The sequence below is a fragment of the Amycolatopsis roodepoortensis genome (assembly GCF_014873915.1).
Classification (GTDB): domain Bacteria; phylum Actinomycetota; class Actinomycetes; order Mycobacteriales; family Pseudonocardiaceae; genus Amycolatopsis; species Amycolatopsis roodepoortensis.
The window spans coordinates 47,291-65,576 of the sequence record NZ_JADBEJ010000004.1 but is presented as its reverse complement, the minus strand read 5'-3'; the positions used below and the strand labels follow the sequence as shown (position 1 = coordinate 65,576).

The 18,286-nt window shown below is 70.1% G+C and carries 23 protein-coding genes and 1 pseudogene; 14 read left to right on the top strand and 10 right to left on the bottom strand.

The annotated features are described in order from the left end of the window. Positions 1-50: 50 nt before the first annotated feature. From shbA to H4W30_RS10760, 4 genes are all read right to left on the bottom strand, one after another. Entirely contained in the window at positions 51-707 is a 657-nt protein-coding gene (shbA, locus tag H4W30_RS10775; RefSeq protein ID WP_192742721.1) for an RNA polymerase sigma factor ShbA, read from the bottom strand. Between the two features lie 250 nt (positions 708-957). Further along, positions 958-1,260 carry a DUF202 domain-containing protein gene (locus tag H4W30_RS10770; RefSeq protein WP_192742720.1) on the bottom strand — a complete coding sequence of 101 codons (303 nt, stop codon included), beginning with the start codon at positions 1,258-1,260 and terminating at the stop codon, positions 958-960. Beyond that, positions 1,257-1,607, bottom strand: a complete 351-nt coding sequence (locus H4W30_RS10765) for a YidH family protein (RefSeq protein ID WP_192742719.1) — start codon at positions 1,605-1,607, stop codon at positions 1,257-1,259. Before H4W30_RS10765 ends, H4W30_RS10770 begins: the two co-directional genes overlap by 4 nt. A gap of 373 nt (positions 1,608-1,980) precedes the next feature. Then, positions 1,981-2,436 carry a GtrA family protein gene (locus tag H4W30_RS10760; protein WP_192742718.1) on the bottom strand — a complete coding sequence of 152 codons (456 nt, stop codon included), beginning with the start codon at positions 2,434-2,436 and terminating at the stop codon, positions 1,981-1,983. Positions 2,437-2,608: 172 nt separating this feature from the next. Here H4W30_RS10760 and H4W30_RS10755 point away from each other — a divergent pair. Next, positions 2,609-2,809, top strand: a pseudogene (locus H4W30_RS10755) (hypothetical protein); the annotation flags it as partial. 97 nt (positions 2,810-2,906) lie between these two features. Next, positions 2,907-3,218 (top strand): hypothetical protein, encoded by a 312-nt coding sequence (locus tag H4W30_RS10750; RefSeq protein WP_016336340.1) that lies wholly within the window; start codon positions 2,907-2,909, stop codon positions 3,216-3,218. Here the strand turns inward: H4W30_RS10750 and H4W30_RS10745 are convergent. Beyond that, on the bottom strand, positions 3,215-4,339 hold the full coding sequence (locus tag H4W30_RS10745; RefSeq protein ID WP_192742717.1) for a glycerate kinase: 1,125 nt from the start codon (positions 4,337-4,339) through the stop codon (positions 3,215-3,217). The genes H4W30_RS10750 and H4W30_RS10745 overlap by 4 nt on opposite strands. Continuing rightward, positions 4,336-5,301, bottom strand: a complete 966-nt coding sequence (locus H4W30_RS10740) for a 2-hydroxyacid dehydrogenase (protein ID WP_192742716.1) — start codon at positions 5,299-5,301, stop codon at positions 4,336-4,338. The genes H4W30_RS10745 and H4W30_RS10740 overlap by 4 nt, the downstream gene beginning before the upstream one ends. A gap of 158 nt (positions 5,302-5,459) precedes the next feature. Here H4W30_RS10740 and H4W30_RS10735 point away from each other — a divergent pair, with 158 nt between their 5' ends. Further along, positions 5,460-5,981, top strand: a complete 522-nt coding sequence (locus H4W30_RS10735; RefSeq protein ID WP_192742715.1) for a hypothetical protein — start codon at positions 5,460-5,462, stop codon at positions 5,979-5,981. On the opposite strand, the gene H4W30_RS10730 is transcribed toward H4W30_RS10735, so the two are convergent. The 3 genes from H4W30_RS10730 to H4W30_RS10720 form a co-directional block, all read right to left on the bottom strand. After that, positions 5,982-6,665 carry a type 1 glutamine amidotransferase domain-containing protein gene (locus H4W30_RS10730; RefSeq protein WP_192742714.1) on the bottom strand — a complete coding sequence of 228 codons (684 nt, stop codon included), beginning with the start codon at positions 6,663-6,665 and terminating at the stop codon, positions 5,982-5,984. Further along, on the bottom strand, positions 6,662-7,579 hold the full coding sequence (locus H4W30_RS10725) for an acetoacetate decarboxylase family protein (RefSeq protein ID WP_192742713.1): 918 nt from the start codon (positions 7,577-7,579) through the stop codon (positions 6,662-6,664). The genes H4W30_RS10730 and H4W30_RS10725 overlap by 4 nt, the downstream gene beginning before the upstream one ends. Positions 7,580-7,648: 69 nt before the next feature. Continuing rightward, positions 7,649-8,224 (bottom strand): TetR/AcrR family transcriptional regulator, encoded by a 576-nt coding sequence (locus H4W30_RS10720; protein ID WP_192742712.1) that lies wholly within the window; start codon positions 8,222-8,224, stop codon positions 7,649-7,651. Between the two features lie 61 nt (positions 8,225-8,285). On the opposite strand from H4W30_RS10720, the gene H4W30_RS10715 reads away from it, so the two are divergent. The 11 genes from H4W30_RS10715 to H4W30_RS10665 all read left to right on the top strand — a co-directional run bounded on the left by H4W30_RS10715 (position 8,286) and on the right by H4W30_RS10665 (position 17,263). Further along, positions 8,286-9,545: an NADH:flavin oxidoreductase/NADH oxidase family protein gene (locus tag H4W30_RS10715; RefSeq protein WP_192742711.1), complete on the top strand. Its 1,260-nt coding sequence runs from the start codon at positions 8,286-8,288 to the stop codon at positions 9,543-9,545. 99 nt (positions 9,546-9,644) lie between these two features. Further along, positions 9,645-10,454, top strand: coding sequence for a CoA transferase subunit A (locus H4W30_RS10710; RefSeq protein ID WP_192742710.1), 810 nt, complete (start codon positions 9,645-9,647; stop codon positions 10,452-10,454). After that, positions 10,451-11,206 carry a CoA-transferase subunit beta gene (locus H4W30_RS10705; RefSeq protein WP_192742709.1) on the top strand — a complete coding sequence of 252 codons (756 nt, stop codon included), beginning with the start codon at positions 10,451-10,453 and terminating at the stop codon, positions 11,204-11,206. The genes H4W30_RS10710 and H4W30_RS10705 overlap by 4 nt, the downstream gene beginning before the upstream one ends. After that, the gene (locus H4W30_RS10700) at positions 11,203-12,381 is read left to right on the top strand and encodes a thiolase family protein (protein ID WP_192742708.1); all 1,179 of its coding nucleotides are present in this window, start codon (positions 11,203-11,205) and stop codon (positions 12,379-12,381) included. Before H4W30_RS10705 ends, H4W30_RS10700 begins: the two co-directional genes overlap by 4 nt. 20 nt (positions 12,382-12,401) lie before the next feature. Beyond that, a complete protein-coding gene (pcaH, locus tag H4W30_RS10695; RefSeq protein WP_126733494.1) occupies positions 12,402-13,136 on the top strand; it encodes a protocatechuate 3,4-dioxygenase subunit beta in 735 nt (244 codons plus the stop codon). Then, positions 13,136-13,684, top strand: a complete 549-nt coding sequence (gene pcaG / locus H4W30_RS10690; protein ID WP_192742707.1) for a protocatechuate 3,4-dioxygenase subunit alpha — start codon at positions 13,136-13,138, stop codon at positions 13,682-13,684. Before pcaH ends, pcaG begins: the two co-directional genes overlap by 1 nt. Continuing rightward, positions 13,677-14,450, top strand: coding sequence for a 3-oxoadipate enol-lactonase (gene pcaD, locus H4W30_RS10685; protein ID WP_192742706.1), 774 nt, complete (start codon positions 13,677-13,679; stop codon positions 14,448-14,450). Before pcaG ends, pcaD begins: the two co-directional genes overlap by 8 nt. Further along, positions 14,447-14,851, top strand: coding sequence for a 4-carboxymuconolactone decarboxylase (gene pcaC / locus H4W30_RS10680; protein ID WP_192742705.1), 405 nt, complete (start codon positions 14,447-14,449; stop codon positions 14,849-14,851). Before pcaD ends, pcaC begins: the two co-directional genes overlap by 4 nt. A 9-nt stretch (positions 14,852-14,860) precedes the next feature. After that, positions 14,861-15,667, top strand: coding sequence for an IclR family transcriptional regulator domain-containing protein (locus H4W30_RS10675; RefSeq protein WP_192742704.1), 807 nt, complete (start codon positions 14,861-14,863; stop codon positions 15,665-15,667). Continuing rightward, on the top strand, positions 15,660-16,229 hold the full coding sequence (locus H4W30_RS10670) for a nucleotidyltransferase family protein (RefSeq protein ID WP_192742703.1): 570 nt from the start codon (positions 15,660-15,662) through the stop codon (positions 16,227-16,229). Before H4W30_RS10675 ends, H4W30_RS10670 begins: the two co-directional genes overlap by 8 nt. A gap of 161 nt (positions 16,230-16,390) precedes the next feature. Continuing rightward, positions 16,391-17,263 carry an AAA family ATPase gene (locus H4W30_RS10665; protein ID WP_192742702.1) on the top strand — a complete coding sequence of 291 codons (873 nt, stop codon included), beginning with the start codon at positions 16,391-16,393 and terminating at the stop codon, positions 17,261-17,263. Between the two features lie 3 nt (positions 17,264-17,266). Here H4W30_RS10665 and H4W30_RS10660 read toward each other — a convergent pair whose 3' ends face one another. Then, positions 17,267-18,286, bottom strand: coding sequence for an aldo/keto reductase (locus tag H4W30_RS10660; protein ID WP_192744048.1), 1,020 nt, complete (start codon positions 18,284-18,286; stop codon positions 17,267-17,269).

The following is an 18,286-nucleotide window of genomic DNA, read 5'->3' as shown; positions in this document are numbered from 1 at the left end:
CCGGGCGCCTGGAGCCGCCGGTCGATGACCCGCGGCGGGGGGAGGAAAGATCAGAACTCGTCCTGCTTGACCATCGTCCGCAGGCGGGCCAGTGCGCGGTGCTGCGTCACGCGCACGTTGCCGGCGGAGATCCCGAGCGCCTCGGCCGTTTCGGCGGCGGAAAGGCCGACGGCGATGCGGAGGGCGAGGATCTCCTGCTGCACCCGCGGCAGGGTGGAGAGCAGGCGGCTGAGCCGGGCACCGAGGTCGAGGTGCAGGGCGTGGGTTTCGGGTTCGTTGTCGCCGATGGGCCGTTCCGGCAGTTCCGGGACCGGTTCCGACCGGTCACGGGAGACCGCGCGATAGGCGTCGGCGACCTTGTTGGCGGCGATGGCGTGCACGAGATAGAGGAACGAACCGCCGCGATCCTGATAGCCGGGCAGCGCCTTCAGCACCGCCATGCACACTTCCTGCGCGACGTCGTCCGCCGACAGGTAGGACAGGTCGCGGCCGCCCATTCTGGCGCGGCAGTAGCGGACCACGACGGGCCCGATCATCCGCAGGAGGGACTGGATCGCGGCGGGATTCCCGTCGCCCGCGTCCTTGACGAGCGGATCGAGGTCTTCCTTCGTCAGCCGTCCGCCCGGCCGCGGCAGGTTCTCGGGAGTCGTGTACCCGGGGACCGCGTCGGGGGTGACGGTTCTGGACGCGCTGGAAGGTGCTTGCATGGTCGTCCTCCCCGGCCGACCCTGCGACCGTCGCTGTCGAGGGGTCAACACTCCGTAACGATTGAGGGCGGCAGATGCTCCGTAAGATCAGATCCATCTGCCGCCGTTGCGACGCAGCGTAATCGTAGGCGCCGGTCGGGCGGCAGTAAAGATTTCAACTAGAGATAGCCCATTCGCCGGAGTCGGCTTAATACAACCGAGACTCTGCGGCGGGAAAACGGGCTTCGCCGTCGCAGGATGTGCGCGGCACTTAGCGTACCGCGATCAGGGCGATCGCCGTCGCTACGACGAGTGCCGATGCCGTGACAGCAAGGGATGGGTTGAGAGGTTTCGGGATTTCCGCACGGCGCAGTGCTCGTTCACGGATCGCGCCGGCGACGACGAAGGTGATCACCATGGTGCCCGCGAACACGACCGGGACGACCGCCGTCCCCCAGCCTCGCCGGGCCGCGGTGTGCAGAAGAAGGAGTGTGCAGGCAGTAGCCGCGAGCGCGGTCCGCCGCCACGCCAGCCCGGTCCGTTCCGCTTGCGCTCCGTGATCGTGCGGGCTCACGAAAAGACCACCAGTGCCGCCGCCGTCAGGGTGATCGCGAGGATCCCGGCGGTCAGCAGGACCAGCATCCCGCTCTTCGGCAGCGGCCGTCCCGCGCGCATCGCGCTCTGCACCTGCCGCCAGCGTGGATACGCGCTCGCCGCGAGGACGGCGGCCAGCAGGACGCACAGCCCCGCCAGGACGGTGCTCAGCGCGCTCGGGTCGGGAACCAGTTGATGGACGGCGACGCCGCCGGCCAGCAGGCCGAGCGCCGTCCGGAGCCAGGCGAGGAAGGTCCGTTCGTTGGCGAGCGTGAATCGGTAATCGGGTTCGGAGCCGCCTTCGTGCGGGCCGTTGATCTCTGCCACCTGAAGGAGACTAGGCGCTGTCCTGCAAGTCCGCGCCTTTCCTCAAATGTCCACAAAGGACGATTTTGGCGGCCTGGTGTCCGTTTGATGCTTGTGTGTGCGGTTTCATGTGGGGTCGTGAGTGGCGTTTCGGGCTCTAACCCGAAACGCCACTCACGCCCCACCGTGAAACTGCCCAAGTCGGACTAACCGGCCACTGTCCTCTCGGGGACTGTGGACTGTGGGCTCGGGCGACGGCGTCCCGCAGATCGTCGTGCAGTCGGAGCGTGCCGCGAAAGCCACTTTCGCGACATCTGATGTCCCGAAAGTGGCTTTCGCGACACTGGGGTGCTGAGGCTGTCAACAAGACTTACGGGACGCCACCTGAAGGAGACTAGGCGTTCCGGCGCGCGAAGACCCACCAGCGAAGGACCACGAAGCGCGCGATGCCGCCCACGACGCTGGCCGCGAGAAGGGCGCCCGTCTGTTCCAGCGCGGTCGGCTCGGTGATCACCGCGTCGAGCGACGCCAGCACGATCGAGCCGTACGCGGCGTAGAAGGCGAAGGTCACCAAGTCCTGGAAATGCCGCTTCCCCGCGTTGCTCTTCCGGGCGGCGAAGGTGACCCGACGGTGGAACTCGGTGTTCCCGACGGTCGTGACCGCGAGCGCGACCAGATTGGCGAGCTGGGGGCCGAGGATCGGCTGCAGGGCCAGGAACAGCACCGCCTGCAAACCGGTGGCGGCGACGCCGGCGACGACGTACCAAGCGGCATGGTTGCCGAGTTCGTGATGCCGCTCCGGCGCGCGCCGGATGATCCGGTGCCCTGGCGCCCACCTGGTGGTGGTCATACCGACGACGCTACTCCTTGTTTCACAAACTTGTGAAGGTAATGAACCACCTGAGAAATTGTGATCCCCGCGACAGCGTCGCCGTTTGGCCTGCGGAGACGCCGGGTAAGCCACAGGGACCGGGTCGAGTACAGCATGTCCCGGCCAACGTCCGACCAGGAGGGAGCGGCCGATGAGCGACCGTGAGACCGCGGAGCCGGAAACGTTGGATCCCAGCGAGGCACTCGACGAGGACGAACTCCGCGTCGACCCGCTCGAGGAAGGTGTCGAACCACCCGAGCACTGGAGCGGGGCAGACCGCTTCGGGACCACGCCCGCGGAGATCCGCGAAGGCGAGTCGCACGCGATGCGGCTGGCCGAGGAGGAGCCGGACGTCGGCGAGAAATGATCTTTCACTCAGACGGCGGGCCATGCCGACAGCCCCTAGCGTGGTCGGTCAAGTGCAAGACCGCGACGAAGGAAGGGCAGAGATGCTGACAGTCACCGAAGCCGCCGCCGAGGCGATCACCGCACTGACCGGACAGGAGAACGGCCAGGACGGGGGCGGCCTGCGGTTCGCGATGCATTCCCAGCAGGGGGACAGTCCCCAGCTCGCGGTTTCCGTCGCCCCCGAGCCGGAAAGCGGCGACAAGGTCCTCGGCGCCGACGGCGGCCCGAAGGTGTTCTTGGAGCCGGAAGCGGCCGAGCTGCTCGACGACAAGGTGCTCGACGTCCAGCAGGACGAAACCGGCGAAGTCGCCTTCGCCGTACTCCCGCAGGCTCAGCCCCAGCCCGGCAGTTAGGTCCGGGCCCAGGCGCGGACCAGCTCGCCGGCCCGTTCGCGCAGGAGCTCCGCCGCGTGCGCACGCGCGTGGTCGAGCGAAGGCGCGTGGTCGATCAGGGCGGCGCTGCCCACGACACCGAGGCCGGCGAGCTGGCTCTGGTCCAGCTGGATCCGCCCGGCCAGCACCATCAGCGGCACCGCGTGCTCCCGCGCGCGGGCCGCGATACCCGCCGGGGCCTTGCCGTCGAGGCTCTGCTCGTCCAGTGAGCCCTCGCCGGTGATGACGAGGTCGGCGCCTTCGATGGCGCCGGCGACCCCGGTGAGCCCGGCGATGAGCTGGAACCCGGATTCGACGCTCGCGCCGAGTCCCGCGATCGCGCCCGCGGCGACCCCGCCGCCCGCGCCCGCTCCGGGCAGATCGGAGACGTCGGGGGCCCCGGCGTTCCGCAACGCCTGCGCCCAGCGGGCCAGGGACGCGTCCAGCTGCTCGACCTCGCGTGGGCCCGCACCCTTCTGCGGGCCGAAGATCGCGGCCGCGCCACGGGGGCCGAGCAACGGGTTCGTCACGTCGGTGGCGACGGCGACCTCGACGGAGCCGAGCCGTTCGCGCACCGGGCCGAGTTCGGCCAGCGCGACGCGGCCCAGCGTGCCGCCGCCGAGCCCCACCGGCGCGTTGAACGCATCGAAGACCCCGGCACCCAAGGCCGCCAGCATCCCGGCGCCGCCGTCGGTGCTCGCCGTCCCGCCGACGGTCAGCACCAGACGCCGCGCGCCGTTGTCGAGCGCGTGGGCGAGGAGTTCGCCGACGCCCCACGTGTGCGCGGCCAGCGCCACTTCCGGGCTCGGCTCCACGAATTCGATACCGCACGCGCGGGCCGACTCGATGTAGGCCGTTCCGTCGAGCATCACGTAGCTCGCGTCGACGGTGTCGTCGAGCGGTCCGCGGACCGGGACTTCCACGAGACGGCCACCCGCCGCGACGAGGACGTCGAGCGTTCCCTCGCCGCCGTCGGCGACGGGGCAGGAGGAGACCTCGGCTCCGGGCAGCGCGTCGCGGACGCCGTCGGCGATCGCCGCCGCGGCCTCGACCGCGGTCAGGCTTCCCTTGAACTTGTCGGGCGCGATGACCACGCGAGTCATGGACGAACCTCCGTCAGCGGGTTTCCGCCGGTGAGCACCGACGCGACGTTCTCGGCCGCGAGCACGGCCATGGCGGTACGGGTCTCGACCGTCGCCGAGCCCAGATGCGGCGTCAATACGACGTTTTCGCGGTTCAGCAGCCGCGGTTCGACGTCGGGTTCGGCCTCGAACACGTCGAGACCCGCCCCGGCGATCTCGCCGGCTTCGAGCGCGTCGGCCAGCGCGGCCTCGTGGACGACGGGGCCGCGGGTGGTGTTGATCAGGTACGCGCCCGGTTTCATCGACTTCAGCGCGTCCGCGTCGATGAGGTGCCGGGTCTCCGGCGTGAGCGGGCAGTGCAGGGACACGACGTCGGAGCTTCGCAGCAACTCGTCGAAGGGCACGTACTTCGCGCCCAACGTCGTCTCGACGTCTTCGGCGGCCCGCGACCGTCCTGAGTAGACGATCCGCATACCGAAACCGAGCGCCCGCCGCGCGACCGCCTGCCCGATCTGGCCGAGCCCGACGATCCCGAGCGTCTTGTCCTGCAGCGACGAACCGAGCAGGAAGCCCAGATGGAACGACCACGGGGTTTGCGAGCGGATCAGCCGTTCGCCCTCGCCGAGCCGCCGCGTGACCGCGAGGATCAGCCCGAACGCCAGATCCGCGGTCGCGTCGGTGAGCACGCCGGGGGTGTTGGTGACGGTGACCCCGCGCTCGGACAGCGCCGCGACGTCGACGTTGTCGTAGCCGACGGCCACGTTCGCCACGACCTTCAGCCCGGGGCCCGCCGCGTCGGCGACCTCGCCGTCGAGCCGGTCGTGCAGCATGCCGACGATCCCGGACGCGCCGCGGACGAACTCGAGCAGCTCGTCCCGCGTCAGCGGCCGGTCGGCGCGCGACAGTTTCACCTCCCCGGCTTCCGCGAGCACTTTCAGCGCTTCGTCGGGGATCCACCGGGTCACCGCGATCTTCGAGGTCACGTCGTCAGCCTAGTGCGCGGCGGTTGGTATCCCAAATGTGGAAATCCCCGCTATGAGGGAGGCGCTTCCCCTGCGCGGGGGAGTCGTCACGGCCGGGCGCCCCGGGATGGTGATGAATGCGGAAAGGCTCCGCGAGCAGGGGATTCCAGGGGTGGAAGATGAAACGATCACGAGAACTCGCCGCCGCCGGCGCCGCGATGGTCCTCGCCACGACGCTCGTCGCGGCCGGTCCGGTGTCCGCCGCGGAGGAGGGCAAGCCGTCCGAACCGAGCCTGGTGGGAAGCGCGAAACTGCTGCGCAAGGACGGCCAGGACGTCCGGTTCGCCTTCGACGCGCACGGTCTCTTCCCGGAGAGCAGGGGGACCTTCCGGGTGAGCCACGCGGGTGAAGGGTTCTCCGCCTACTTCCGGGGCAGGATCGACTGCCTGGTCGTCGGTGGCCCGGTCGCGGTGGTCACCGGCATCGTCGAGGACACGGACGTCCCCGGCCTCAAGGACCGCCGGGTCGGGATGACGGTGTACGACGACGGCAGGCGCGACCGGCTCGGCTACAGCTGGGGGCCGGACCCCGAGAACAAGCAGATCGTGCCGCCGTGCCTGAGCACCGCGACCTTCGAACGCGTCGAGAGCGGGGACTTCAAGGCCGTCGAATGGTTCCCGCCCGGCAGCGGGATCGGCTGATCACAGGAGTTCGGCCACCTTCTTCGCGGTCTCCTTCGCCGATCCCGGGTTCTGGCCGGTGACGAGGTTGCCGTCGACCACCGCGTAGGAGACGAAGGGCAGCTTGGCCTTTTCGTAGAGCGCGCCGCGTTTCTTCATCTCTTCTTCGGCGTTGTAGGGCACGAGCTTGTCCACCTTCGCGAGGACTTCCTCGCGCCAGGCGAAACCGGTGACCTTGCGTCCCGCGACGAGGTACGAGCCGTCGGACAGTTTCGTGTTCAGCAGCCCGCAGTAGCCGTGGCAGACGGAGGAGACGATGCCGCCGCGTTCGAAGATCTCCCGGGTGATCCGCTGCAGCTCTTCGCTGTCCGGGAAGTCGTACATGACCGCGTGGCCGCCGGTGAAGTAGATCGCGTCGAAGTCCGCCGAGTCGATCTCGCCGGGCGCCGAGGTGTTCTCCAGCAGCGCCATCCGCTCCGGGTCGGCACGCCAGGCCTTGGCCGTCTTGTCGTAGCTGGGGAACTTGAGCGAGCGGGGTTCGAGCGGCGATCGTCCGCCCTGGGGGCTGACGATCGTCTGCTCGAAGCCTCGCTCGGCGAAGACGTGGTAGGCGTGGGTGAGCTCGGAGAGCCACAAACCCGTGGGGTGGGACGGATCGTCGTAGTGACCGACGTTGGTGACGACGTGCAGAACGCGTTTGGTCATTCGCGGGCCTCCTGTTCCCGGACGGAGGTGGGGACCGGCATGTGGAGGGCGAGTTGTCCCTCGGTCATCACGTCGAAACGGATCGGACGGCGGGGTTCGAGCGAGCGGACGTCGTCGGAGAGCCGGCCCTCGCCCAGCCGGAGGCCGACGCCGCGCGGGAACGTCGCGCTGCCCGCCGAAAGGACGTTCGTCTGGCTCAGTGTCGCATGCCACGCGTCCCCGATGGTGGTGTACGACGTGAGGCTCGAGACCTGCTCGCCGGACCGGTGTGCGGTCTGGCGCGGCGTCGCCGCCGAAAGGGCGAGGTCGGTCTCGCCGCGGTCGTTCGCCACGTGCGCTTCGGTGCGCTCGGCGTCGATGTCGACGTCCAGACTCGTCACCCATTTCGGGAAACCGTAGCCGTCATGGCCGCGGACCTGGGCGATTTCGCTGCTGACCGGCAGTGAAAGCACGTACGAGTGAAGGTGCTCGTTCTTGAGCCCGGTCACGAGGTCGAAGAACCCGAACCGTCCGTGCCGGGCGGGCCGGACCGCGATGCCCACGGCGGCCTCGGTGTAGAAGTCGATGTCGCAGACGTCGTACCGGAACACCATCACCGACACCAGGCCGCGGCCGGGCGCGACCTCCAGCGGCGAAAGCTCCTCGGGGAGGCGGCGCCGGATCGCCCGGGAAGGTGCCGTCAGCGTCAGCCGGGCCGTCGCGATCCGGTAGTAGAAGTTGGGCGTCAGCGTCGGCCCGATGGGTGAGTCGACCCGCGCCTTGGGGAGCCGCCGGAAGAAGCCGACGCCGCTCACGCGCGGGTCGGCGGCGACGGTGTCGAGGTCGGTGTCCATGCGGTAGCGGTCGTACAGCCCGCCTTTCGGGACGTCGACCGAGCGCCCGCCCAGCTCGACGGTGACCGTGTCCTGAGCCATCGGATCTCCAATGTTTACGGTGCTTACATCGACCACGGTAAGGCGTGATGTGAGCACTGTCAACACCGGTCAGCGCGGTCGCGCCGCCAGGATCGCGGTGAAGGCGGCGCGCACGTGCTCGGCGACCTCGTCGTCCGACTCCACCTGGAGCTTGCCGTCGAGGAACAAGTACGCCAGTCCGTGCGCCAGCGCCCAGCCCGCCGCGGCGAGTGCGTCCGACGGCTCGGAGAACACGTGCGCCATCGCCAGCCGCAGCAGTTCGTGGATGTCGGCCGCCGCTTGGACGCGCTCCTCGCTTCCCGTGTCGCAGGCGTTCCCGAACATCAGCCGGAACAACGCCGGGCGGCGTAGGGCGAAATCGACGTAGGCGACCGCGAGCTCCGCCAGGTCCGCCGCCGACGCCGGGAGTTCGCGTCCCTTCGAGAGGTCTTCCTTCAGATCGCGCAAGCCTTGTGCGGCCAGGGCCGACTCCAGGGCGTCCCTGTCGGCGAAGTGCCGGTACGGCGCTGTCGCCGAGACGCCGGCTTCGCGGGCGACGGCGCGCAGGGAGAACTGCTCGCCGGCTTCGAGCATGCGCATCGCCGTGGCCAGCAACGACGCCCTCAGGTCGCCGTGATGGTAGCCACTCTTCGTCGATGTTGACACTGCTTACATTCCCTTCCTATGCTCATGTGAGCAATGTAAACATACGCGTTCGGGAGCAACGATGTCATCCGCAGTCGAGAAGACCTCCTCGCCGGTGTTCGAACCCTTCACCCTGCCCAACGGCTCGGCCCTGCCGAACCGCCTGGTGAAGGCCGCGATGGAGGAGAACATGGCGAGCCGTGGGCAGGTGCCCGGCAAGCCGCTGTTCGAGCTGTACCGCCGATGGAGCGAGGGCGGGGCCGGGCTGCTCGTCACCGGCAACGTCATGGTCCACGCGGAGGCGCTCACCGGCCCGGCCGGTGTCGTCCTCGACGCGGGCTCCCCGCTGGAACCGTTCCGCGAGTGGGTGTCGGCCGCGAAAAGCGGGGGCGCGCGGGTGTGGATGCAGATCAACCATCCCGGCCGTCAGGTGGGTGCGGACATGCCCGGCGTGGCCTGGGGGCCGTCGGCCGTCCGGGTGGACATCGGCAAGAACAGCAAGCGATTCGCCGTCCCGGTCGAAATGTCCCCGCGGCAGATCGAGGAGACCGTGGCGCGGTTCGCCGAGACCGCTCGCCGCGCCGAGGAGGCCGGCTTCGACGGCGTCGAAATCCACGCGGCGCACGGCTATCTGCTCTCCCAGTTCCTTTCCCCGCTGGCCAACCGTCGTGAAGACCGGTGGGGCGGCAGCCTGGAGAACCGGGCGAGGCTCCTGCTCGACGTCGTCCGAGCGGTCCGTGCCGTCGTGGCGCCCGGATTCGCCGTCGCCGTCAAGCTCAACTCCGCCGACTTCCAGCGCGGTGGCTTCGACGCCGACGACGCCGCGTCGGTCATCGCGATGCTCGCGCCCCTCGGCGTCGACCTGGTCGAACTCTCGGGTGGCAGCTACGAGAGCCCGGCGATGACCGGGCAGTCGGGCGACGATCGCACCCGTGCGCGGGAGGCCTACTTCCTGACCCTCGCCGAACAACTCGTGCGGTCGAGCGCGCTGCCGCTGATGCTGACCGGCGGCGTGGTCCGGCGCCCGGTCGCGGAAGAGGTGCTGGCGAGCGGCGTCGAACTCGTCGGCATGGGCAGCGCGCTGGCCGTCGATCCCGGGCTGCCCGCCAAATGGCGGCACGACGAGGACGCCAAGGTGGCACTCGAACCGGTCCGGATCGGCGACAAGGCCGTCGCGTCCGCCGCGGGCATGGCCCGGGTCCGGCGGCAGCTGCGCCGTCTCGGTGCAGGACGGCCGACGAAGCCCGGCATCGATCCGAAGCTGGCGCTCGTGCTGGAAACGGTGCTGCAGGCCGTCGCGCTTCGCCGGTACCGCACTTGGTTGCGCGGTCGCGCGAGCTGACCCGGATTCACCGGGTAGAAGCAGTGTCATGGTCCACTCGGCTGTGCTACGTTCATATGAAGAACATGTGTGCGCGATACGAACAAGCCGGGAGTGGGGATGGCTGAGCTGCTGTCGTTGAAGGAGGCCGTGGCACGGCTGGTGCACGATGGGGACACCGTCGCGCTCGAAGGCTTCACGCACCTCATCCCCGTGGCCGCCGGGCACGAGATCATCCGCCAGCGCCGTACCGGCCTGACGCTGGTCCGCATGACCCCGGACATCGTCTACGACCAGCTCATCGGCGCGGGCTGCGCGAGCAAGCTGATCTTCTCGTGGGGCGGAAACCCCGGGGTCGGCTCGCTGCACCGGTTCCGTGACGCCGTCCAGCATTCCTGGCCGGTACCGCTGGAGATAGAGGAACACAGTCACGCGGGTATGGCGAACCGGTACGTCGCCGGCGCCTCGGGTCTGCCGTTCGCCGTCCTGCGCGGGTACACCGGCACCGATCTCGCCGCGCAGACCGACACGATCAAACCCATCACCTGCCCGTTCACCGGCGAGCGGCTGGCCGCCGTGCCCGCCCTCAACCCGGACGTCACGATCGTCCACGCCCAGCGCGCGGACCGGTCCGGCAACGTCCAGATCTGGGGCATCACCGGCGTGCAGAAGGAGGCGGTGCTCGCGGCGAAGCGATCCTTGGTCACCGTCGAGGAGATCGTGGACGAGCTGGAGCCCCGGCCGGGCGCGATCGTGCTGCCGTCGTGGGCCGTCACCGCCGTGGCCGAGGTGCCCGGCGGCGCGAGGCCGTCGTACGCGGCGGGCTACTACGAACGGGACAACGACGCCTACCAGGCATGGGACGCGATCGGCCGGGACCGGGAGAGCTTCACCCGCTGGCTCGGCGAGCTGACGGGAGTGAAGGCATGACCGAGTACACCTCCGACGAGATGATGAGCGTCGCCGCCGCTCGCGCGCTCGGCGACGGGATGTCCTGTTTCGTGGGCATCGGCCTGCCGAGCACGGCCGCCAACCTGGCCCGCCGCGGGCACGCGCCGAACCTCACGCTCATCTACGAATCCGGTTGCCTCGGCGCCAAACCGAGCAGGCTCCCGTTGTCCATCGGCGACGGCGAACTCGCCGACACCGCGGACGCCGTGGTCAGCGTTCCCGAGGTTTTCAACTACTGGCTCCAGCCCGGCCGGATCGACGTCGGCTTCCTCGGCGCCGCCCAGCTGGACAAGTTCGGCAACATCAACACCACCGTCATCGGCCCGGACTACGCCAATCCCAAGGTGCGCCTTCCCGGTGCGGGCGGCGCCCCGGAGATCGCCGCCTCCTGCCGCGAGGTGTTCGTGGTGCTCCGGCAGAGCACCCGCACCTTCGTCGAGAAGGTCGACTTCGTGACGTCGTTCGGCCACGGCACCGGCAAGGGAGATCGCGAGCGTCTCGGCCTCCCCGGCGCCGGGCCGACGCTGGTGGTCACCGACCTCGGCCTGATGCGGCCCGACCCGGAGACCGCCGAGCTCACTCTCACCGAAGTGCACCCCGGGGTCGAGGTCGATCAGGTCGTCGCGGCGACCGGGTGGAAACTGAAGGTGGCAGGCGACCTGGGAACCACCCCGGCGCCGACCGAGGCAGAACTCCGCATCCTCCGAGACCTCACAAGGGCGAGCGCATGACCGACGTCTTCCTGTTCGACGCCATCCGTACCCCGTTCGGCAAGTACGGCGGCGCCCTGTCCGGCGTCCGCCCGGACGACCTCGCCGCCACCGTCCTGCGGGCGCTGGCCGAGCGCAACGACCTCGACCCGGCCACCGTCGACGAGGTGGTGCTCGGCGACGCCAACGGCGCCGGCGAGGACAACCGGAACGTCGCGCGGATGGCGGCGCTGCTCGCGGGCTGGCCGACGACCGTGCCCGGCGCCACGGTCAACCGGCTGTGCGGATCCGGACTCGACGCCGTCATGCAGGCCAGCCGGTCGGTCCAGGTCGGCGACGCCTCGCTCGCCGTCGCGGGCGGGGTCGAGTCGATGAGCCGCTCGCCGCTGGTCATGCAGAAGCCGGAGAAGGCCTTCCCGGCGGGCAACCAGACGCTGTACTCCACCGCGCTGGGCTGGCGCATGGTCAACCCGAAGATGCCCGAGCAGTGGACGGTCTCGCTCGGCGAGTCCACCGAGCAGCTCGCCGAGCGCTACGGCATCGGCCGCGACGAGCAGGACGCGTTCGCCGTCCGCAGTCACGTCAACGCCGCCCGCGCCTGGGACGAGGGGTTCTACGACGACCACGTCGTCCCCGTCGAGGGAGTCGAGCTCACCCGTGACGAAGGCATCCGGCCGGATTCCAGCCCGGAGAAGCTCGCGAAGCTGAAGCCGGTGTTCCGTCCACAAGGGACGGTCACGGCCGCGAACGCGTCGCCGTTGAACGACGGCGCCTCCGCGCTGCTGCTCGGTGACGAGGCGGCGGGCAAGCGGCTCGGCAAGGCGCCGCTGGCCCGGATCGCCGGCCGTGGCGCCGCGGGCGTCGACCCGGACGTCTTCGGCATCGGCCCGGTGCGCGCGGCCGAGATCGCCCTGGAGCGGGCCGGGATCGGCTGGGAGGACCTGGCCGCCGTCGAACTGAACGAGGCCTTCGCCGCGCAGTCGCTGGCCTGCCTGCGGGACTGGTCGAAACTCGACCCGGAGATCGTCAACGTGAACGGCGGCGCGATCGCGATCGGGCATCCGCTCGGCGCCTCCGGCGGCCGGATCCTCGGCACGCTGGCCCACCACCTGCGCCGCACCGGCGGCCGGTGGGGCATGGCCGCCATCTGCATCGGCGTCGGCCAGGGGCTGGCCGTCGTCCTCGAAGCCCACTGAGTCGCGCTGGAGGGAACACCATGTCCGCACCCGCAGAACTGAGGCTCCCGCGCTACCGGCGCGATCCCGACGGCACGCATCCACCGCTGGGCTACCCCGGCTATCGGTCGACGGCGCTGCGGCACCCGAAAGAGCCGTTGATCGTGCTCCCGCATCTGCTGACCGAGGTCACCGGGCCCGCGCTGGGGCCGGGCCGGATCGGCGAATTCGACAACGACCTCACCAAGGGGCACGCGGGGGAGCCGCAGGGACAGCGGATCATCGTCACCGGACGGCTGCTCGACGGCGACGGGCGGCCGATCCGCGATTCGCTCGTGGAGATCTGGCAGGCGAACGCGGGCGGCCGGTACCGGCACACCGGCGACCGCTGGCCCTCGCCGCTGGACCCCAACTTCGACGGCGCGGGCCGGACGCTCACCGACTCCGAAGGGCGCTACACCTTCACCACCATCAAACCGGGCGCGTACCCGTGGAAGAACCACGACAACGCCTGGCGGCCGGCGCATATCCACTTCTCCGTGTTCGGCAGCGCGTTCACCCAACGGCTGGTCACCCAGATGTACTTCCCGGAAGACCCGCTGTTCTCGCAGGACCCGATCTTCAACTCCATCCCGGACGAGAAGGCGCGGCAGCGGATGATCGCGCGCTTCGATCTCGACCGCACGGAGGCCGAGTGGGCGCTGGCCTTCCAGTTCGACATCGTCGTGCGCGGCCGCGAGGCGTCGGTCTTCGAGGACGAGGAGGACGAGCACTGATGCCGGAGACGACGCCTTCCCAGACCGTCGGCCCGTACCTGTCCATCGGCCTGCCCTGGCCGGACGGGCCGGACGTCGTCCCCGCGGACGACCCCGCCGCCGTGCGGATCCACGGCCGCGTTTTCGACGGCGCGGGCGAACCGGTGCCGGACGCGATGATCGAGACCTGGCAGGCCGACGCCGACGGCCGGTTCGACCATCTCGACGACCCGCGCGGAGCGGTCGCGAGCGGGTTCCGGGGCTTCGGACGCTGCCCCACCGATCCGGGCGGCCACTACGAGATCCGGACGATCATGCCCGGCTCGCTGCCCGGCCCGGCCGGCAGCACGCAAGCGCCACATGTCGACGTCTCGGTGTTCGCCCGCGGCCTCCTGCACCGGGTGGTCACCCGGATCTACTTCGAGGACAACGACAACTCCGAAGATCCGGTGCTGGCATCGGTCCCGGAGGCCCGCCGGGGAACCTTGGTCGCCACCAAGGACGACGGCGGCTACCGGTTCGACATCCGGTTGCAGGGCCAGGGGGAGACGGTGTTCTTCGATGTCTGAGCCGGTGCACAGCGTCGCGGAAGGGCCCGCGGACGGCCCCGTCGTGGTGTTCAGCGGATCGCTCGGCAGCGATCACCGCATGTGGGAACCGCAGGTGAAACCCTTGGTGGAGCAGGGTTTCCGGGTGATCCGGTACGACACCCGCGGGCATGGCGCGTCACCCGTCCCGCCCGGGCCGTACACCCTCGCGGACCTCGGCGGCGACCTGCTCGCGCTGCTCGACGAGCACGGGATCGAGCGTGCCCACGTCGTCGGGCTCTCACTCGGCGGGATGACCGGGATGTGGCTCGGGGTGAACGCGCCGGACCGGATCGCGAGCCTCGTGCTGTGCTGCACGTCCGCGAAGCTCGGGCCGCCGAGCATGTGGGCGGACAGGGCGAAGACGGTCCGCGAGCAAGGCACCGCCGCGGTCGCCGACGCCGGGGTCGGCCGCTGGCTGACCCCGGGGTACGCCGCCGCCCACCCCGAGCGGACCGCGTACCTGCGCGAAATGATCGCCAGCGTTCCCGCCGAGGGTTACGCGTCGTCCTGCCAGGCCATCGAAACGATGGACCTCGTCGGCGACCTGCCCAAGATCGCGGCGCGGACCCTGGTGATCGCCGGGGCCGACGATCCGGCCACCCCGGTGGAGCACGCCGAGGTGATCGCGGGCGGCATCCCCGACGCGCGGCTCGAAGTCGTCGAAAGCGCCGCGCATCTCGGGAGCTTCGAACAGCCCGAGCGGTTCACCGCGTTGATCCTCGAACACCTGGAGGCCGCCCGATGACCGACGACACCTACGAGACCGGGATGAAGGTGCGCCGCGAGGTCCTCGGGGACGCGCACGTCGATCGGGCGGTCGCCCGCACCACCGAGTTCAGCCGCCCGTTCCAGGACTACATCACCCGGGGCGCCTGGGGATCGGTCTGGTCGCGCGACGGGCTCGACCGCAAGACCCGCAGCTGCGTCACCCTGGCCGCGCTCACCGCGCTGCACGCCCACGACGAGCTCGCGATGCACGTCCGCGCCGCCGTCCACAATGGACTCACCGCGCAGGAGATCTCCGAGGTCCTGCTGCACACCGCCGTCTACGCGGGTGCCCCGGCCGCCAACGCCGCGTTCGCCGTCGCGCAGCGGGTCCTGGCCGAACTCGGTGAGCCTGCCGCCCAGAAGGAGGGTGACAGTTAGGGTTCTCGTATGGACGAAGGCGAGGTGACCGAGCGCGGGGCGCATCATGTCCAGTCGCTGGAGCGCGGGCTGGCCGTGATCAAGGCGTTCAACGCGGACGCGGCGGAACTCACCTTGAGCGACGTCGCCCGCGCGACCGGGCTCACCAGGGCGGCCGCCCGCCGGTTCCTGCTCACCCTCGTCGATCTCGGGTACGTCCGCACGGACGGCAAGTACTTCTCGCTGACCGCGCGGGTCCTCGAACTCGGCTACTCGTATCTGTCGAGCCTGTCGCTGCCGGAGGTCGCCCAGCCGCATCTGGAGCGGCTCTCCGCCGAGGTGCACGAGTCGAGCTCGGTCTCCGTGCTCGAACTCCCGGACATCGTCTACGTCGCCCGGGTGGCCGTTTCGCGGATCATGACGGTCAGCATCAACGTCGGCACCCGCTTTCCCGCCCACGCGACGTCGATGGGGCATGTCCTGCTGGCCGGCCTCGATGACGCCGACCTGCGGGACTACCTCGCCGGGGCGAGGCTCGACAAGCTCACCGCGCATACCAAGAGCAGGCCGGACGAGTTGAGCGCCGAGCTGGTCAGGGTCCACAAGCAGGGCTACGCGATGGTCGACCAGGAACTCGAAGAGGGTCTCCGCTCGATCGCCGCGCCGATCCACGACCGGCGGGGCAGGGTCGTGGCCGCGGTCAACCTCTCCACCCACGCCAGCCGCACCACCCGTGAGTCGGTCGAACGGGAACTGCTGCCGCCGTTGCTCGCGGCGGCACGCGCCATCGAGACCGATCTGGCCTCGGCCCCGCCCTCCAAAGCGCGGCATGGCTGAGGTCGCCGGGCTGCTGCTCGCGGCCGGAGCCGGGCGCCGGTTCGGCGGGCCGAAGGCGCTGGCCGTCCTCGACGGCGAGCCGTTCGTCGTCCGGTCGCTGCGCGTGCTCACCGACGCGGGCTGCGCGCCGATCCGGGTGGTGCTGGGTGCCGCGGCCGCGGAAGTCCGCGCGCTTCTGCCCGGCCCCGAGGCCGCTGTCGTGGCCGAAGACTGGGAGTCCGGCATGGGCGCGTCCTTGCGCGCCGGGCTGAGGTCGCTCACCGGAACCGATGCCGAAGCCGCTGTCGTGCATCTCGTGGATCTGCCCGGCGTCGGCGCCGAAGTGGTCCGCCGGGTCGCCGCCAGAGCCGGCGAAGTCACCGTCGCGCGTGCCGCGTATGAAGGCGTTCCGGGACACCCCGTCGTCCTCGGCCGCCGATGGTGGCCGGAGATCGTCGCGGGCGCGTCCGGGGACAAGGGCGCCCGCGACTGGCTCAAGGGACGCCAGGACCTGCGGCTCGTCGAATGCGGCGACCTCGGCACCGGGCACGACGTGGATCGCCGCGAGGATCTTCCGGGCTGATCTCCCGGCCCGCGGACGTCGCGAAAGCCACTTTCGCGACGTCTGATGTCCCGAAAGTGGCTTTCGCGACACCGCCCAGTCGTCGTCAGCGGGCGACTTCGGCTGCCGCCGCGAGGATCTTCCGGGCTGATGTCCGGCTCACCGAGGCTTACGATCGGCACGTGACCGTCGAATCGCCCGAGAAACTGGCCGAAGCCCTGGAAACGGTCGGCTATCTCGCCGACGACGGCATCGCCACGGCCGGGTTCCTCGCCGTGGCGCTCGGCCGTCCGCTGTTCTGCGAGGGCGAACCGGGCACCGGCAAGACCTCGCTCGCGCTGGGCCTCGCCGAGGCGCTCGGCATGCCGCTCATCCGGCTCCAGTGTCATGAAGGGATCGACGCGGCGCAGGCACTGTACGAATGGGACTTCCCGCGCCAGCTGCTGCATCTGCGGGCGCTGGAAGCCGCCGGTGACGGCGGCCTCGACGTCGAGGCCGCCGAACAGTCCCTCTACACCGAGCGTTTCCTGCTCTCCCGGCCGTTGCTGAAGGCGTTGCAGACCGCGCCGTGTGTCCTGCTGATCGACGAGATCGACCGGGCCGACGACGAATTCGAAGCCTTTCTTCTGCAGCTTCTCGACGAGAACGCGGTGACGATCCCCGAGTTCGGCGAGGTGCGCGCCGAGCATCCGCCGCTCGTGGTGCTCACGTCCAACCGGACGCGGGAGGTGCACGACGCGCTGAAGCGCCGCTGTCTCTATCACTGGCTCGAACACCCGGACCTCGGCCGCGAGATCGAGATCCTGCGCCGCAAGATCCCGGCCCTGGGCGAGGCGCTCGCGACTCAGGTCGCGACGGCGGTGCAGCGGCTTCGCGCGATGGAGTTGCTGAAACCGCCCGGCGTGGCGGAATCCCTCGACTGGGCGCAGGCGCTCCTCGCGCTCGGAATGTCCGAATTGGACGCCGCGACCGCCGCCAGGACCCTCGGCTCGGTGCTCAAGTACAGCGAAGACCTGGACAGGGTCCGGGCCAAGCTGGACAAGCTGCTCGCCTGAACGTCAGCGGCGCCGCAGCGACGCGTCGAGCAGGGCCGGCGGGGTGTCGTGCTTCTCCTCCGGGGCCAGGTCGGTGCCCGGGGCGACGATCTCGTCGATCGCGTCGAGGACGTCGGCGGAGAGCACGGTGTCCGCGGCGGCGAGCTGTGACTCGAGGTGCTCCAGCGTGCGGGGGCCGATGATCGCGCTCGTCACCCCCGGATGCGCGACGACGAAGCCGAGCGCGAGCTGGATCAGGCTGAGCCCGGCCTGGTCGGCGACCTTGACCAGCCGCTCGACCGCTTCCAGCCTGGCCCGGTTGGCCGGCCGCGTCAGGTCGAAGCGCTGGGGCATGACCGCCGAACGGTTCGTGCTGATCTCACGGCCTTCCCGGACCGCGCCGGACAGCCAGCCGGATGCCAGCGGACTCCACGCGAGCACGCCCATCCCGTATTCCTCGGTCACCGGCAAGACCTGCGCTTCGATCCCGCGCTGGAGGATCGAGTAGCTGGGCTGCTCGGTGACGTAGCGGCCAAGACGGAGTTCGCGGGCGGCCCACTGGGCCTGCACGATGCGATACGCGGGGAACGTCGACGAACCGAAGTAGCGGATCTTCCCCGCCTGCCGCAGATCCGTCAGCGCGGAAAGGGTTTCCTCGTCGCTGGTCTTCGGGTCCCAGCGGTGGATCTGGTAGAGATCGACGTGATCGACGCCGAGGCGCCGCAGGCTGTTGTCCAGTTCGGTGACCAGCCAGCGGCGTGAAGCGCCCTGGTGGTTGCGCTCGTCACCCATCGGCATGCTCGCCTTCGTGGCCAGCACGATGTCCTCACGGCGGCCCGCGATGGCCTTCCCGACCATGACCTCCGACTCTCCCGCGCTGTACATGTCCGCGGTGTCGATCAGGTTGACGCCGGCGGCCAAGGCGGCGTCGACGATGGCGGTGGCCTCGTCCTGGGTGGTGCGCCCGATCGCGCCGAAGTTCATCGCGCCGAGCGCGAGGGTGCTGACCTGCACGCCGGTCCTGCCCAAGGTGCGGTACTGCAT

What these genes read in the sequence shown, in the direction of transcription:
- shbA (WP_192742721.1), bottom strand. Translation starts at nt 707, where the DNA reads ATGCAAGCACCTTCCAGCGCGTCCAGAACCGTCACCCCCGACGCGGTC.
- H4W30_RS10760 (WP_192742718.1), bottom strand. Translation starts at nt 2,436, where the DNA reads ATGACCACCACCAGGTGGGCGCCAGGGCACCGGATCATCCGGCGCGCG.
- H4W30_RS10750 (WP_016336340.1), top strand. Translation starts at nt 2,907, where the DNA reads ATGCTGACAGTCACCGAAGCCGCCGCCGAGGCGATCACCGCACTGACC.
- H4W30_RS10745 (WP_192742717.1), bottom strand. Translation starts at nt 4,339, where the DNA reads ATGACTCGCGTGGTCATCGCGCCCGACAAGTTCAAGGGAAGCCTGACC.
- H4W30_RS10735 (WP_192742715.1), top strand. Translation starts at nt 5,460, where the DNA reads ATGAAACGATCACGAGAACTCGCCGCCGCCGGCGCCGCGATGGTCCTC.
- H4W30_RS10730 (WP_192742714.1), bottom strand. Translation starts at nt 6,665, where the DNA reads ATGACCAAACGCGTTCTGCACGTCGTCACCAACGTCGGTCACTACGAC.
- H4W30_RS10725 (WP_192742713.1), bottom strand. Translation starts at nt 7,579, where the DNA reads ATGGCTCAGGACACGGTCACCGTCGAGCTGGGCGGGCGCTCGGTCGAC.
- H4W30_RS10715 (WP_192742711.1), top strand. Translation starts at nt 8,286, where the DNA reads ATGTCATCCGCAGTCGAGAAGACCTCCTCGCCGGTGTTCGAACCCTTC.
- H4W30_RS10710 (WP_192742710.1), top strand. Translation starts at nt 9,645, where the DNA reads ATGGCTGAGCTGCTGTCGTTGAAGGAGGCCGTGGCACGGCTGGTGCAC.
- H4W30_RS10705 (WP_192742709.1), top strand. Translation starts at nt 10,451, where the DNA reads ATGACCGAGTACACCTCCGACGAGATGATGAGCGTCGCCGCCGCTCGC.
- H4W30_RS10700 (WP_192742708.1), top strand. Translation starts at nt 11,203, where the DNA reads ATGACCGACGTCTTCCTGTTCGACGCCATCCGTACCCCGTTCGGCAAG.
- pcaH (WP_126733494.1), top strand. Translation starts at nt 12,402, where the DNA reads ATGTCCGCACCCGCAGAACTGAGGCTCCCGCGCTACCGGCGCGATCCC.
- pcaG (WP_192742707.1), top strand. Translation starts at nt 13,136, where the DNA reads ATGCCGGAGACGACGCCTTCCCAGACCGTCGGCCCGTACCTGTCCATC.
- pcaD (WP_192742706.1), top strand. Translation starts at nt 13,677, where the DNA reads ATGTCTGAGCCGGTGCACAGCGTCGCGGAAGGGCCCGCGGACGGCCCC.
- pcaC (WP_192742705.1), top strand. Translation starts at nt 14,447, where the DNA reads ATGACCGACGACACCTACGAGACCGGGATGAAGGTGCGCCGCGAGGTC.
- H4W30_RS10675 (WP_192742704.1), top strand. Translation starts at nt 14,861, where the DNA reads ATGGACGAAGGCGAGGTGACCGAGCGCGGGGCGCATCATGTCCAGTCG.
- H4W30_RS10670 (WP_192742703.1), top strand. Translation starts at nt 15,660, where the DNA reads ATGGCTGAGGTCGCCGGGCTGCTGCTCGCGGCCGGAGCCGGGCGCCGG.
- H4W30_RS10660 (WP_192744048.1), bottom strand. Translation starts at nt 18,286, where the DNA reads ATGCAGTACCGCACCTTGGGCAGGACCGGCGTGCAGGTCAGCACCCTC.